The organism is Mesorhizobium sp. C372A (assembly GCF_030323245.1).
In the GTDB taxonomy this organism is placed as follows: Bacteria; Pseudomonadota; Alphaproteobacteria; order Rhizobiales; family Rhizobiaceae; genus Mesorhizobium.
In genome coordinates this window covers 3,799,146-3,812,902 of the sequence record NZ_CP100475.1, presented here as the reverse complement: position 1 = coordinate 3,812,902, position 13,757 = coordinate 3,799,146, and the positions used below count along the sequence as shown (strand labels likewise).

At 64.9% G+C, this 13,757-nt stretch carries 13 protein-coding genes and 1 riboswitch; of the genes, 9 read left to right on the top strand and 4 right to left on the bottom strand.

The features are described from left to right. Positions 1–7 precede the first annotated feature (7 nt). The 3 genes from NLY42_RS18110 to NLY42_RS18100 are packed head-to-tail and all read right to left on the bottom strand — an operon-like array spanning position 8 to position 1,555. Positions 8–613 (bottom strand): NADH-quinone oxidoreductase subunit C, encoded by a 606-nt coding sequence (locus NLY42_RS18110; RefSeq protein ID WP_023731236.1) that lies wholly within the window; start codon positions 611–613, stop codon positions 8–10. Positions 614–617: 4 nt separating this feature from the next. Next, positions 618–1,199 carry a NuoB/complex I 20 kDa subunit family protein gene (locus tag NLY42_RS18105; protein WP_023670824.1) on the bottom strand — a complete coding sequence of 194 codons (582 nt, stop codon included), beginning with the start codon at positions 1,197–1,199 and terminating at the stop codon, positions 618–620. Beyond that, entirely contained in the window at positions 1,190–1,555 is a 366-nt protein-coding gene (locus NLY42_RS18100) for an NADH-quinone oxidoreductase subunit A (protein ID WP_023670825.1), read from the bottom strand. Before NLY42_RS18100 ends, NLY42_RS18105 begins: the two co-directional genes overlap by 10 nt. 327 nt (positions 1,556–1,882) lie before the next feature. Between NLY42_RS18100 and NLY42_RS18095 the strand changes: the two genes are divergently transcribed. The 9 genes from NLY42_RS18095 to NLY42_RS18055 all read left to right on the top strand — a co-directional run bounded on the left by NLY42_RS18095 (position 1,883) and on the right by NLY42_RS18055 (position 13,027). Beyond that, complete coding sequence (locus NLY42_RS18095; protein WP_286489249.1) at positions 1,883–3,106, top strand: winged helix-turn-helix domain-containing protein; 1,224 nt, start codon at positions 1,883–1,885, stop codon at positions 3,104–3,106. A 29-nt stretch (positions 3,107–3,135) separates the two neighbouring features. Further along, positions 3,136–3,828 carry a DUF6348 family protein gene (locus NLY42_RS18090; protein ID WP_023690307.1) on the top strand — a complete coding sequence of 231 codons (693 nt, stop codon included), beginning with the start codon at positions 3,136–3,138 and terminating at the stop codon, positions 3,826–3,828. 58 nt (positions 3,829–3,886) lie between these two features. Then, positions 3,887–4,093, top strand: a riboswitch (cobalamin riboswitch). 39 nt (positions 4,094–4,132) lie between these two features. Further along, positions 4,133–4,561, top strand: coding sequence for a DUF1636 family protein (locus tag NLY42_RS18085; protein WP_023753478.1), 429 nt, complete (start codon positions 4,133–4,135; stop codon positions 4,559–4,561). A gap of 2 nt (positions 4,562–4,563) precedes the next feature. Further along, on the top strand, positions 4,564–5,601 hold the full coding sequence (cobW, locus tag NLY42_RS18080) for a cobalamin biosynthesis protein CobW (RefSeq protein ID WP_023753479.1): 1,038 nt from the start codon (positions 4,564–4,566) through the stop codon (positions 5,599–5,601). 122 nt (positions 5,602–5,723) lie between these two features. Beyond that, positions 5,724–9,404: a cobaltochelatase subunit CobN gene (gene cobN / locus NLY42_RS18075; protein WP_286489248.1), complete on the top strand. Its 3,681-nt coding sequence runs from the start codon at positions 5,724–5,726 to the stop codon at positions 9,402–9,404. Then, positions 9,401–10,861, top strand: coding sequence for a precorrin-3B synthase (gene cobG, locus NLY42_RS18070; protein WP_023753481.1), 1,461 nt, complete (start codon positions 9,401–9,403; stop codon positions 10,859–10,861). Before cobN ends, cobG begins: the two co-directional genes overlap by 4 nt. A gap of 2 nt (positions 10,862–10,863) precedes the next feature. Further along, a complete protein-coding gene (locus tag NLY42_RS18065; protein WP_023698340.1) occupies positions 10,864–11,496 on the top strand; it encodes a precorrin-8X methylmutase in 633 nt (210 codons plus the stop codon). After that, positions 11,493–12,266 (top strand): precorrin-2 C(20)-methyltransferase, encoded by a 774-nt coding sequence (locus NLY42_RS18060; RefSeq protein ID WP_031197672.1) that lies wholly within the window; start codon positions 11,493–11,495, stop codon positions 12,264–12,266. Before NLY42_RS18065 ends, NLY42_RS18060 begins: the two co-directional genes overlap by 4 nt. Continuing rightward, complete coding sequence (locus NLY42_RS18055) at positions 12,263–13,027, top strand: precorrin-3B C(17)-methyltransferase (protein ID WP_023753482.1); 765 nt, start codon at positions 12,263–12,265, stop codon at positions 13,025–13,027. Before NLY42_RS18060 ends, NLY42_RS18055 begins: the two co-directional genes overlap by 4 nt. On the opposite strand, the gene NLY42_RS18050 is transcribed toward NLY42_RS18055, so the two are convergent. Continuing rightward, entirely contained in the window at positions 12,991–13,749 is a 759-nt protein-coding gene (locus NLY42_RS18050; protein ID WP_032895512.1) for a cobalt-precorrin-6A reductase, read from the bottom strand. The genes NLY42_RS18055 and NLY42_RS18050 overlap by 37 nt on opposite strands. Positions 13,750–13,757: the final 8 nt, after the last annotated feature.

Below are 13,757 nucleotides of genomic sequence, written 5' to 3'. Positions count from 1 at the left end.
TGGCGCCTCAATTCGTCTTGGCTTTTTCGTCCCCAGGCAGGACGTAATCCGTCCCTTCCCATGGCGAAAGAAAATCGAAATTGCGGAATTCCTGCTTCAATTCCACCGGCTCGTAGATCACGCGCTTGGCTTCGTCGTCGTAGCGCACCTCGACGAAACCTGTCAGCGGGAAGTCCTTGCGCAGGGGATGGCCCTCGAAGCCGTAATCCGTGAGGATGCGGCGCAGGTCCGGATGGCCGGAGAACAGCACGCCATAGAGATCGTAGGCTTCGCGCTCATACCAGTCGGCGCCGGGATAGACAGCGGTGAGCGACGGCACCAGCGTCTCTTCGTCGGCCTGCACCTTGATGCGGATGCGCAAATTCTGCTTCGGCGACAGCAGATGATAGACGACATCGAAACGCTTGACGCGCGACGGGTAGTCGGCGCCGCAGATATCGATGATCGAAATGAACTGGCAGCCCGAATCGTCACGCAGGAAGCTTGTCACCTCGATCAGATTGTCTGTAGCAACCGAGATCGTCAGTTCGCCATAGGCAAGCACTGCATCGGTGACGCGGCCCGGCAGCTTTTCGCCGAGATAGGTCGACAGTTCGCTCAGGGATGCGGCCATGGGTCTACCGTTCGATCGTGCCGGTGCGGCGGATCTTCTTCTGCAGGAGAAGAATGCCGTAGAGCAGCGCTTCGGCGCTTGGCGGGCAGCCGGGCACATAGATGTCGACCGGCACGATGCGGTCGCAGCCGCGCACCACCGAATAGGAATAGTGATAATAGCCGCCGCCATTGGCGCAGGAGCCCATCGAGATGACGTAGCGCGGCTCCGGCATCTGGTCGTAGACCTTGCGCAAAGCCGGGGCCATCTTGTTGGTCAGCGTTCCCGCCACGATCATGATGTCGGACTGGCGCGGCGACGCGCGAGGAGCCACGCCAAACCTTTCAGAATCATAGCGCGGCATCGAGGTGTGGATCATCTCGACGGCACAGCAGGCGAGACCGAAGGTCATGAACATCAGCGAGCCGCTGCGTGCCCAGGTGATCAGCGCCTCGGTCGAGGTGACCAGAAAACCCTTGTCGGCCAGTTCATTGTTGATCTCGAGGAAGAACGGATCGTCGGAACCGACCGGACGTCCGGTATTGGGGTCGATCAGGCCTTTGGGCTTCGGCGCGACGAGCGTTCCGGAACTGTCGTTCAATCCCATTCCAGCGCTCCTTTTTTCCATTCATAGGCAAAGCCGATGGTCAGCACCGCCAAAAACACCATCATCGACCAGAAACCGAGCATGCCGATCTTCGAGAACGACACCGCCCACGGAAACAGGAAGGCCACTTCCAGATCGAAGATGATGAACAGGATCGACACCAGGTAGAAGCGGATGTCGAATTTCATCCGGGCATCGTCGAACGAGTTGAACCCGCACTCGTAGGCGGAAAGCTTCTCCGGATCGGGATTGCGATAAGCCACCAGGAACGGCGCGATGATAAGCGCCAGGCCTACAACTGCGGCCACGGCGATGAAGAGGACGATGGGCAGGTATGAACTGAGGAGTACGTTCATGCTCGGCTTTCCGTTGGCGGCCAATCCACTTTGATTACAGCAACCAACCCTAATGCGGAAGCGCGACAGTTTAACCGCTGAACCGTTTTAGGTGCCTTTGCTGCAACGCGGCGAGGGTTAGCGCAGGGCTTTCAGCGAAGCAAGTCAAACCTTGTTCAAAAGACAGTGCTGGACGGCAGGCCGGGAAAAACTGGTCCGATCTCCTCCTGTTTGATTTCCTTCATCTTTCACTCCACTTTTGTCTCCTGACACATTTCCCGCCATTTGCCTGCTAGCATGACCGGAATCGCCGGCTAAAGTCGGGAAAATGGTTCGAGGCAAGACACTTTGACGAAGGACAAAATCTCACTCCCCGCGGCCAGGCGCATCGCGCTCGCCGCGCAAGGATTTCTCGATCCCCGCCCGGTCGGCACGCCCGATCGCCGCCACCTCGCCCGCGTGCTGTCGCGCACCGGCCTGCTGCAGATCGATTCCGTCAGCGCCGTGGTGCGCGCCCACTATATGCCGCTCTATTCGCGCCTTGGCCCCTACCCGCTCACCCTGCTCGACAATGCCGCAATCACCCGCAAGCGCACGGTGTTCGAATACTGGGCGCATGAGGCCTCGTTCCTGCCGGTCGAGACCTACCCACTGATGCGCTGGCGCATGCAGCGCGCTGAAAGCGGCGACGAAATGTATCTGGGCCTCGCCAAATGGGGCCGCGAGCACGCCGCCTATATCGAAGAGATCTACCGCGCGGTCGCCGAGCGCGGCCCGATTGCCGCTTCGGCACTGGAGGGCCAGAAAGGTTCGGGCGGCTGGTGGGGCTGGAGCCACGCCAAGCACGCCTTCGAATGGCTGTTCTGGGCCGGACGCATCACCACGGCGCACCGCCGCGGCTTCGAGCGTTTCTACGACCTGCCCGAGCGCGTGCTGCCGCAGGCGATCCTTGATCTGCCGGTGCCGGCGGCCGAGGACGCGCACCGCGAATTGCTGCGCATTTCCGCCCGCGCCCACGGCATCGCGACGTCGGGTGACCTGCGCGATTATTTCCGCTTGTCGCCAGCCGACATGAAGGGCCGGTTGGAGGAACTGGTCGAACTGGGGGAACTGCTGCCGGTACGCGTCGAAGGCTGGGACAAGCCGGCTTACCTCTATAAGGACGCCCGCCTGCCGCGAAAGATCGAGGCCCGCGCGCTACTGGCCCCCTTCGATCCGGTGGTCTTCGAGCGCGCGCGCACCGAGCGTCTCTTCGATTTCCACTACCGCATCGAGATCTACACCCCGGCCGAAAAGCGCCAATATGGCTACTACGTGCTGCCCTTCCTGCTCGGCGACCGGATCGTCGCCCGCGTCGATCTCAAGGCCGACCGGCCTGCGAGTGTCTTACGCGTCCACGCCGCCTATGCCGAAGCAGGCGCACCGCCTGAGACCACCGCACAGCTTTTCGAGGAACTAAAGGAGATGCAGGGCTGGCTTGGCCTTGAGCGCATCGAAGTGACGCCGGCCGGCAATCTGGGGCCGGCATTGGCTAGCGAGAGAGATGGCCAACCCTTGCAGCGTCTGTCATAGACGCCTCAATAAGCCTCGTAGGTTGTGCAATGGCATCGGACAAAGTGCTCGACATGATCCATGGCGCCCTCATTGCGCATGGAATAGATGCAGTCCGCAGAGATAGGGACGTCATGCTCCAATCGAAGCAGCTTCGGTTTGAGGCTGAGGTGTTCGAGACGAGTTCTGACCGGCTGGTCCTGGAAATCTACATTTTTTCTCCGCTGCTTGATGTTCAGCCGGTCATTGAATCCTTTGCTGGCTTCGGCGACACGCGCGAACAGGAACTGAACCAGGCGTTTGAAAAGTTTCTCCGTGGTGTTTTCCATGTGGCCATTGAGGGACTGGCCGATCACGTCTGCGAGAACATGCAGGCCGAAATAGAGCTTTGGCAGCGAAGCAGCGCCAGTTGGAAGATCTGGCGAAAAGATGCCCGCTGGAAAATCTATAGCGGCCCGGTCATTTCCCAGGCCACAACCGAGCTATGCTCGCTGACACCAGGCTATCCAGCATTCTATGCCAAGCTGGAAAAGCTGTTCACAGCTTCGGTACCCCCCGGAAGCCATTTTGTCCGGACCTTTCTGGCAGGCTTGAAGGGCACGCTGATTAGTGCCGAAGTCCTTCTGGACAACGCGGTTTGGCATGAGGGACAGAATCTGGCTGTCGGTCATGACTGGGACTATAGCGATGGCTATCAAGCTATCCGACAGGTCATCCTGGCACTGCCGGAAGCCGGGACATGACAGCCCCTGCCGACATCGCCATGTCGTAGCCGTGCGTTGACACCGCCGCCCGCAAAAGCCTAAATCCGCTCCAGACGGTCCCCTGCCCGCAACGGCAAGGGCCAAGAGGGAATGCGGTGCGGGACGAAAAAATCCCAAATCCGCGGCTGTCCCCGCAACTGTAAGCGAAGAGCCAAGGCCGAAAGCCACTGGGTAACACCGGGAAGGCGGCTAACCAAGGCGACGACTCGCGAGCCAGGAGACCTGCCGTCTGCGACTATAGAATCCGATCGCCCGGCGGGTTTCCGGGCAAGGAGCCCGGTTTTTGGACCAGAACAGCAGTTTTTCGGCTGGCACAGCGGATGTTTCGTCCGCCGATAGCGACGCCTTGGCCGGCGTGACCGTCATCGTCTGCGCCTCCTGCCGCGACGAGACCGGCTCCGACGCCCATCCCCGCGCCGGCGAACTTCTGGCCGACGACACGCGCCGCGCCGCTGCGAATGACAACATCCGCGTCCGCACGGTCGAATGCCTCGGCAATTGCAAGCGCCGCCTCAGCGCCGCGATCCTGCGCGACGGCTGCTGGAGCTATGTCTTCGGCGACCTGACCGCGACCAGCGGCGCCGACCTCGTCACCGGCGCAAAACTCTTCGCCACCTCGACCGACGGCCTCATCCCCTGGCGCGGCCGGCCCGATTCCCTCAAGCGCGGCCTCGTTGCCCGCATCCCGCCCCTCGACATGCTGAAGGACTGATCATGAGCGCTTCCGTTTCCCGTGTGCCTTGCACCGTCGTCACCGGCTTCCTCGGTGCCGGCAAGACGACGCTGGTCCGCCATCTCCTGGAAAACGCCGGCGGCAAGCGCATCGCCATCATCGTCAACGAGTTCGGCGATATCGGCATCGACGGCGAGATCCTGAAAGGCTGCGGCATCGACACCTGCCCCGAGGAAAACATCGTCGAACTGGCCAATGGCTGCATCTGCTGCACCGTCGCCGACGATTTCGTGCCCGCCCTCGACAAGATCCTGGCGCTGACCCCCAAGGTCGATCATATCCTGATCGAGACCTCCGGCCTGGCGCTGCCCAAGCCGCTGGTCCAGGCTTTCCAGTGGCCGAGCGTGAAAAGCCGCGTGACGGTCGACGGCGTCATCGCCGTGGTCGACGGCCCGGCGCTGGCCGAAGGCCGCGTCGCCAACGACATGGACGCCTTGCAGGCGCAGCGCGCCAAGGACGAGACGCTCGACCACGACGATCCGGTCGAGGAAGTGTTCGAGGACCAGATCGCCTGCGCCGACCTGATCATCCTGTCGAAGAGCGATTTGATGGATTCAGCCGGTTCGGCCCGCGCCAACGCCATCATCGGCGAGCATTCCGCCCGCGCCGTGAAGATCGTGCCGACCTCGCATGGCAAGGTCGATCCGTCCGTGCTGCTTGGCCTCGGCCTCGCCGTCGAGGACGACATCGAGAACCGCAAGTCGCACCATGACGGCGCCTTCGATCACGAGCATGACGACTTCGACACCTTCATCGTCGACATCCCCTCGATCGCCAATCCGGACGAACTGGCCAAGCGCGTCGCCATCGCCGCCGAACAGGAAAATGTCTTGCGCGTGAAGGGCTTCGTCGAGGTCGGCGGCAAGCCGATGCGGCTTTTGCTGCAGGCCGTCGGCCCGCGCGTCAATCATTACTATGACCGCGCCTGGACGGCCGAGGACGACCGCCGCTCGCGCCTCGTCGTCATTGGCCTCAAGGGGCTGAACCGCCCGGCGATCGAGCGTATACTCGCCGGCTGACGCAAACCGGCGTAGCAATTCCAGGAAAAGTGTTTCACGGTTTTCCGTCCGGAATTGTGTAAAAACAAGGAGATAGAGCGGGTTCACCGTTTCCGTGAAACGGTGAACAGCGCTAGACCGCAATGCATATACTCACCACGACCTCCGCCTCGCTCGACGATCTCGCCGAGCCGGTCGATCTGCGGCAGACGCCGGCGGATATCGTGGCGCTGTCCTTCACCGACAGCGATCTCGCCGGCCTGGCGGCCGCCTGGAAGGCCGATTCCGCCCGCCTGCCCTCGATGCGGCTGGCGGCACTGCGCGACCTGCGGCACCCGATGTCCGTCGACCTCTGGGTCGATAGCGTTGCCCGCCACGCCAAGGTGATTTTGGTGCGCATCCTCGGCGGCTACGACTGGTGGCGCTACGGCTGCGACCAGTTCGCCGCAACCGCCCGCGCGCACGGCATCAAGCTGGCGCTGCTGCCGGGTGAAAGCCACGACGAGGATCTCAGGCTGATCGAAGCCTCGACGCTGCCGCGCGCGGAATTGGATGGCCTGCTCGGCTATTTCCGCGAGGGCGGGCCAGAGAATATGACGGCGCTGATGCAGCGGCTGGCGCGACTGGCTGGGTCAGATGTAACCGCGGCTGAGCCGATCAGTGTGCCGAAAGCGGGCTACTACGAGCCAGGTCGCGGCGTGGTGGGCAAGTTGGATTTTGCCGATGTCGGCGTTCCTTCACACCCCCCTCTGTCCTGCCGGACATCTCCCCCGCAAGGGGGGAGATCAGCCTTCACCACGGCCGGCTCGTTTTCAGCTTTGTCAGAAACCGAGCCCTCTTCAACATCGACGATTGGCGAAAGCGTCGATGACAGCTCAATCTCCCCCCTTGCGGGGGAGATGTCCGGCAGGACAGAGGGGGGTGGGCGGGAACGCGACGCCGACCACATCAACGCTCCAGTCATCCCCATCCTGTTCTACCGCTCGATGCTGCTGGCCGCCGATGTCGCGCCCATCGACGCCCTTTTTGAAGCACTCCGCCAACGCGGCATGCGCCCGGCCCCCATCTTCGTCTCAAGCCTGAAAGACCCAGCCTCCCTAGACTTCGTCGAAACAGCACTCGCCTCCCTAAACCCCGCCGCCCTCATCACCGCGACCGCTTTCGCATCCGGCGCCGAACCCGGCGTCGAAACCTTGTTCGACCGCGCCGGCGTGCCGGTCTTCCAGGTCATCGTCGCCACCACCCGCCGCGACGTCTGGAACAACAACCAGCGCGGCCTGGCGCCCGCCGACCTCGCCATGCATGTCGTGCTGCCCGAACTCGACGGCCGCATCCTCGCCGGCGCGATTTCCTTCAAGGGCGAAAGCGAGACCGATCCGGCCCTCGGCCACCGCGCCTTCGCCAACCGGCCGGAACCGGATCGCATGGCGCAGGTGGCGGAGCGCGTGGCGGCCTTCATTCGCCTGCAGGAGACGGCTCGCGCCAAGCGCAAGCTGGCGATCCTGATCCCCGATTATCCGAGTGCGCCAGGCCGCACCGGCTATGCCGTGGGCTTGGATGTGCCCTCCAGCGTGCTGGCCATGCTGCATGACCTGAAGGAGCAGGGCTATGGCGTTGAAGGGATTCCGCAATCGCCACGTGCGCTGCTGGATGCGTTGGAGCGGAGCGGTGACGGGCTGGTGTTGGGCGAATATCGGGACTTGTCAAAGGGCCTGCCCAAAGAAGCACTGGCTGCGGTAGAGGCGGCATGGGGCGCTCCTTCACCCTCCCCCTTGTGGGGAGGGTCGGTTCGCGACATTCGCGAAGCGGATGGCGCGAAACGGGGTGGGGGTAGCGGTGCATCACCCCCACCCGGCCCTGCGGGCCACCCTCCCCACAAGGGGGAGGGTAAGATCGGCTTCCCCTTCCGCGCCGCCACCTTCGGCAACGTCACCGTGGCGCTGGCCCCCGACCGTGGCCGCTCGGCCGACCGTCGCGCCGACTACCACGACCCGACGCTCCCCCCGCGCCACGAGCTGCTCGCCTTCGGCCTTTGGCTACGCAAATCACTGAACGTCCACGCCCTCATCCATGTCGGCGCCCACGGCACCCTGGAATGGCTGCCCGGCAAGACCGTCGCGCTTTCGCAAAATTGCTTCCCCGAGATCGTCACCGGCCCGCTACCGGTCATCTACCCCTTCATCGTCTCCAATCCGGGCGAAGCGGCGCAAGCAAAGCGGCGCATTGCCGCTGTCACGCTTGGCCATCTGCCGCCGCCGCTGACCGGCGCTGGCCTTGACGAGGAGCAGCACAGACTCGAACGGCTGGTCGACGAATACGCCCAGGCCGACGGCCTCGACCGCCGCCGCCGCGACCGCCTCGCAAAACTGATCGTCGACACCGCGCGAAAGACCGGCCTCGCCTCCGAAGCCGGCGTCGCCAGGACAGATGCGCCCGACGAGGCGCTGCGCCGCATCGACGCCTGGCTCTGCGACCTCAAGGACTTCGCCATCAAGGACGGGCTGCACATCTATGGCCGCGCACCCGACGATGAGCCCGATGCCACGCGCCGGCAAAGTGCAGACGCCGAGAAAGCCGCGCTGCTGGCGGCGCTCGACGGCCGTCACGTCAAGGCCGGCCCGGCCGGCGCGCCCGCCCGCGGCCGCTCTGATGTCTTGCCGACCGGGCGCAATTTGTTCACGTCGGACCCGCGCACCATGCCGACGCCGACCGCCTATGATCTGGGCCGAGCGGCTGCGGAAGAGGTCGTGCGCGGCTATATGCAGTCGCATGGCGACTGGCCGCGCTCGCTGGTCATCGACCTCTGGGGCTCGGCCTCGCTGCGCACCGGCGGCGAGGAGATCGCGCAAGGCCTGGTGCTGATGGGATGCCGGCCGCAATGGGATGCTGCCACCGGCCGCATCACCGGCATCGAGGTGCTGCCGCCGGCCATCCTCGGCCGTCCGCGCATCGATGTGACCTGGCGCATATCCGGCCTGTTCCGCGACATGTTCCCGACCCAGATCGCGCTGATCGACGCCGCAGCCAACGCCGTTGCCGCCCGCGACGAAGAGGATTCGGAAAACCCGCTCGCCGCCAAAACCCGCGCCGGCGGCAAGATCAGCCCGCGCATCTTCGGCACCTCACCCGGCACTTATGGCGCCGGCGTCGAGGACCTTTTGTCGAGCGGCGACTGGGCCGCGCGCGAAGAGATCGGCCGCGCCTATCTCGACGCCACATCGCATGCCTACGGCGGCGCTGGGGGCGAAGGCGTCGCCTCCCCCGGCGCCTTCGAGACCCGCATCGCCGAAGCAGATCTGCTGGTCCATACCGGCGACGACCCAGGCCGCGACATTCTCGAGGGCTCCGCCGACGTTGCCTTCATCGGCGGCTTTTCGGCGGCGCTGGCGGCGCTGGGCAGGAATGCCGATGTCATCGTGCTCGACACCACGGACCCGCAAAAACCGAAGCCGCGCTCGGTCGGCGAGGCTGTGTCGCGAGTGGTGCGGGCACGTGCGGTCAATGCCCGCTTCATAACCGGCCAGATGCGTCACGGCCCCCGCGGCGCCTCCGAATTCGCAGAAACGGTCGACCGTCTCATCGGCTTCGCCGAAACCACGCATGCCATATCGGGCGCGCTGATCGAGGCCGTTCATGATGCCTATGTCGGCGATCCCCTGGTTCGCGCCTTCATCCTGCGCGAAAACCCGGCCGCCGCCAAAGTTATCGCGGAGCGCTTCCAGTCGGCACGTCGGCGCGGCCTCTGGCATCCCTTGCGCAATTCCGTCGACGACGATCTCGAGGCCCTGATCGTCGAGGCCGAGGCGCTCGGTGTCGCCGCATGAACGCCTTCTCACGCCGTGGCGCCTGCCCGGCCCTGTCGGCGCCGATGCAGACCGGCGACGGCCTGCTGGTGAGGTTGAACCCGGTTGCTGGAGGATTGTCGCCGAAGCTGTTGATCGGACTCTGCGAATCCGCCTTGCGCCACGGCAACGGCATCATGGAAGTGACCGCGCGTGGCAGTTTGCAGATACGCGGGCTGACGGCGGAAAGTGCGGCACTTCTCGCGGCTGGGGTGGATGCGCTGGGTATCGTCGTGCGCACCGGCGTGCCGGTCGAAACCGGGCCGCTGGCCGGCATCGATCCGCAGGAGCTTGCCGATCCGCGGACTCTGGCTGAGCGGATCAGGGCGGCGGTCGAGGAGGCTGGGCTAACGCAGCGGTTGGGGCCGAAGGTTTCGGTGGTTGTCGACGGCGGCGGGCAACTGACGATGGATGCGGTGACGGCTGATGTGCGGCTAAAGGCGATGCGGGCCGGGGATGGCGTCTTGTGGGCTGTATCTGTTGGAGGTGACGGTCAAAGTGCGAGGCCGCTCGCGACGGTCGAGGACGATGCAGCGCGCGACATTGCTGTTGCGGTGCTCAGGATGGTTGCTGAGAAAGGGCGCGAGGCCCATGCGAGGGATTTGACGGAAAGGCAGCTGACATCGCTCGCAGGCTGGCATTCCGTCGCGCCCCCCTCTGGCCTGCCGGCCATCTCCCCCTCAAGGGGGGAGATTGAACTCTCATCTCGGCTTTCGCCAGTCGCCAACGTTCCAAGTGGAGCGCCAGCGCCCAAACTGCCAATCTCCCCCCTTGAGGGGGAGATGTCCGGCAGGACAGAGGGGGGCGCGAAGGATCGTCGACCTATCGGTCTTTTCTCCTTATCGAGCGGCCACGCCCTCGGCATCGGCCTGCCCTTCGGCAGCATGCCAGCGCAAAACCTTATCGACCTTGCCAGCCAGGCGTCGAACCTCGGCACCACCGAAATCCGCCTCGCCCCAGGCCGCGCTCTCCTCTTCCTCGCCCAGCCGCCGACCGCCAACGACCCCCTCCAAACTACCGCCACCATCCTCGGCTTCGTCATCGCCCCCACCGATCCGCGCACCCGTATCGCCGCGTGCCCCGGCACCCCGGCCTGCACCTCCGGCTACATCGCCACCCGCGCCATCGCCGAAACAATCGCCGCGCAAAACGCCGACATTCTCGACTTCACCTTGCACATTTCCGGTTGCCCCAAGGGCTGCGCTCACCCCGGCCCAGCCGCGCTAACATTGGTCGGCGGCGAAAACGGAGCCGGACTTGTCGTGAACGCGACGGCAAAGGCCCTTCCTGCGGGCTACAGGCCGGGCTATGACGCCGCACGCGGCGTCAGTCGCGTCGCGGCGATGGTCCGCAGCGCACGATTTCAGGGCGAAACCGCCGCCGCTTGCCTGACAAGGCTCGGGCCGGCGGCAATCGCCGAAAGCTACCGACAGGAATAAGCATGGCCGCCTACGACTACATCCATGACGGCAACGCCATCTATGAGCGCTCTTTTGCCATCATCCGCGCCGAGGCCGATTTGTCCCGCTTTTCCGAGGCCGAGGCCGACGTTGCCATCCGCATGATCCATGCCTGCGGCCAGGTCGAAGCATCAAGTCATTTTGTTTTCTCCAGCGATTTCGTCGCCGCCGCCCGCAGCGCCTTGGCGGCCGGCGCGCCGATCTTCTGCGATGCCGAAATGGTCTCGCATGGCGTCACCCGCGCCAGGCTGCCGGCCGGCAATGAGGTGATCTGCACCTTGCGCGACCCGCGCACGCACGACATCGCCAAGCAGATCGGCAACACCCGCTCGGCCGCCGCGATCGACCTCTGGGGCGAATGCATGGCCGGTTCGGTCGTGGCCATCGGCAATGCGCCGACAGCGCTCTTCTATCTCCTGGAAAAGCTGCGCGATGGCGCGCCCAAGCCGGCCGCGATCATCGGCATGCCGGTCGGCTTCGTCGGTGCCGCCGAATCCAAGGATGCGCTGGCCGAAAACTCCTATGGAGTGCCCTACGCCATCGTGCGCGGCAGGCTTGGCGGCAGCGCCATGACCGCAGCCGCGCTCAATTCGCTGGCGAGGCCCGGCCTGTGAACGCAGCCGTCAAAGAAGATCTGGCAAAAGGCCGTCTTGTCGGCGTCGGCACGGGGCCTGGCGACCCCGAGCTGCTGACGCTGAAGGCCGCGCGCGTTCTGGCCGAGGCCGATGTCGTCGCCTACTTCGCCAAGCGCGGCAACAACAGCAATGCGCGCGCCATCGTCGAGGCGCGTTTCCGGCCGGATATGCTGGAACTGCCGCTGCTCTACCCCGTCACCACCGAGATCGACAAGGATCACGACGACTACCGTTCGCAGATCACCGATTTCTACGAGGAGTCGGCCGAGAAGGTCGCCGAACACCTCGAAGCCGGCCGCATGGTCGCCGTGCTCTCCGAAGGCGACCCGCTGTTCTACGGCTCCTACATGCACCTGCATGTCCGCCTCGCCCATCGCTTCCCGACCGAGGTCATCCCCGGCGTCACCGCCATGTCCGGCTGCTGGTCGCAGACCGGCGTGCCTATCGTCCAGGGCGACGATGTGCTGACGGTTTTGCCCGGCACGATGAGCGAGTTCGAGCTGACACGCCGTCTCGCCGACACGGATGCCGCCGTCATCATGAAGGTCGGCCGCAATCTTTCCAAGATCAGGCGGGCACTGGACGCCACCGGCAAGCTCGCCCGCGCCGTTTATGTCGAGCGCGGCACCATGGCCGGCAGCATCTCGATGAAGCTTGCCGACAAGCCGGACGACAAGGCCCCCTATTTCGCCATCGTGCTGGTTGCCGGCTGGTCCGGCCGGCCTGGCGTCATGGGAGCCAAGCCATGAGCGGCCGCCTCACCGTCATCGGCCTTGGGCCCGGCAATGCCGATCAAGTGACGCCGCAAGCCAGCCGCGCCGTCGCCGAGGCAAAGTTCTTCTATGGCTACAAGCCTTATCTCGACCGGCTGGAGCTGCGCCCGGACCAGACCCGCGTCGCCTCGGATAATCGCGAGGAACTCGCCCGCTCCAAGGACGCGCTGGTCAGGGCTGCCGAGGGCCATGACGTCGCCGTCGTTTCCGGCGGCGATCCCGGCGTCTTTGCCATGGCCGCCGCGGTCTGTGAGGCGATCGAGGCCGGCCCGGCCGAATGGCGAACCGTCGATGTCACTGTCGTGCCCGGCGTCACCGCCATGCTGGCGGTTGCCGCCCGCATCGGCGCGCCACTCGGCCATGATTTCTGCGCCATCTCGCTGTCCGACAATCTCAAACCGTGGGATCTGATCGAGCTGCGCCTTTTGGCGGCGGCCGGCGCCGGCTTCGTCATCGCGCTCTATAACCCGATCAGCAAGGCGCGCCCTTGGCAGCTCGGCCGCGCCTTCGAATGCCTGCGCGCCATCCTGCCCGGCACCACGCCGGTCATCTTCGGCCGCGCCGCCGGCCGCCCGGACGAGCGCATCGAGGTCTTTTTGCTGGCCGATGTCGACGCGCAAAAAGCCGACATGGCGACCTGCATCATCATCGGTTCGCCGGAAACACGGATCATCAAGCGCGGCGACAAACCGGCGCTGGTCTACACGCCGCGCTCCGCGACGGGGTCGAGACCATGATTGATCATCGCGGCCAATGCTTCGACAGTTTCGGCCGACGGCACCTCCGGCAGGATGGGCCTGCGCACCATCACCACCTCGATACCGAGCGCCCGCGCCGCCGCGATCTTGCCGTAGGTCGCCTCACCGCCGCTGTTCTTGGACACGACACCATCGATGCGGTGCTCCTCGAGCAGTGCGCGTTCATCCGCCTCGCGAAACGGCCCGCGCGCCAGAAGGTAGGTCGCATCCGGCACCGCCAGTTTCGGCTCGACCGGATCGACGCTGCGGATGAGGTAGTGATGCTGCGGCGCCGCCTCGAAAGCCGCGACCTCTTGCCGGCCGAGCGCCAGGAAGGCGCGGCGCGGCGTCGATCCAAGCGCGTGCACCGCATCGCCTGTCCTATCGACCTGCGTCCAGCGGTCGCCGTCGACAGGCTTCCAGCCGGGACGGCGCAGCGCCAGGATCGGCACACCGGTCAGGCGCGAGGCTTGCGCCGCATTGGCGGATATCTGCGCCGCATAGGGATGTGTGGCGTCGATCAGCAGGTCGATGCCCGCCTCCCTGAGATAGGCGGCCAGCCCGTCGGCGCCGCCAAATCCGCCGCTGCGCACCGGCACGCCTTGCGCGACCGGGCTTTCGGTGCGGCCGGCCAGCGACAGGGTGACACGGAAATCTTCCACCAGTTTTTCGGCCAATTGGCGCGCTTCTGTCGTGCCGCCAAGGATCAGAATCTTCTTCATGAGCACCA

Bases quoted from the DNA above. Each gene is read 5' to 3' on its own strand.
- NLY42_RS18110 (WP_023731236.1), bottom strand. From the start codon at position 613: ATGGCCGCATCCCTGAGCGAACTGTCGACCTATCTCGGCGAAAAGCTG.
- NLY42_RS18105 (WP_023670824.1), bottom strand. From the start codon at position 1,199: ATGGGATTGAACGACAGTTCCGGAACGCTCGTCGCGCCGAAGCCCAAA.
- NLY42_RS18100 (WP_023670825.1), bottom strand. From the start codon at position 1,555: ATGAACGTACTCCTCAGTTCATACCTGCCCATCGTCCTCTTCATCGCC.
- NLY42_RS18090 (WP_023690307.1), top strand. From the start codon at position 3,136: ATGGCATCGGACAAAGTGCTCGACATGATCCATGGCGCCCTCATTGCG.
- cobW (WP_023753479.1), top strand. From the start codon at position 4,564: ATGAGCGCTTCCGTTTCCCGTGTGCCTTGCACCGTCGTCACCGGCTTC.
- cobN (WP_286489248.1), top strand. From the start codon at position 5,724: ATGCATATACTCACCACGACCTCCGCCTCGCTCGACGATCTCGCCGAG.
- cobG (WP_023753481.1), top strand. From the start codon at position 9,401: ATGAACGCCTTCTCACGCCGTGGCGCCTGCCCGGCCCTGTCGGCGCCG.
- NLY42_RS18065 (WP_023698340.1), top strand. From the start codon at position 10,864: ATGGCCGCCTACGACTACATCCATGACGGCAACGCCATCTATGAGCGC.
- NLY42_RS18055 (WP_023753482.1), top strand. From the start codon at position 12,263: ATGAGCGGCCGCCTCACCGTCATCGGCCTTGGGCCCGGCAATGCCGAT.
- NLY42_RS18050 (WP_032895512.1), bottom strand. From the start codon at position 13,749: ATGAAGAAGATTCTGATCCTTGGCGGCACGACAGAAGCGCGCCAATTG.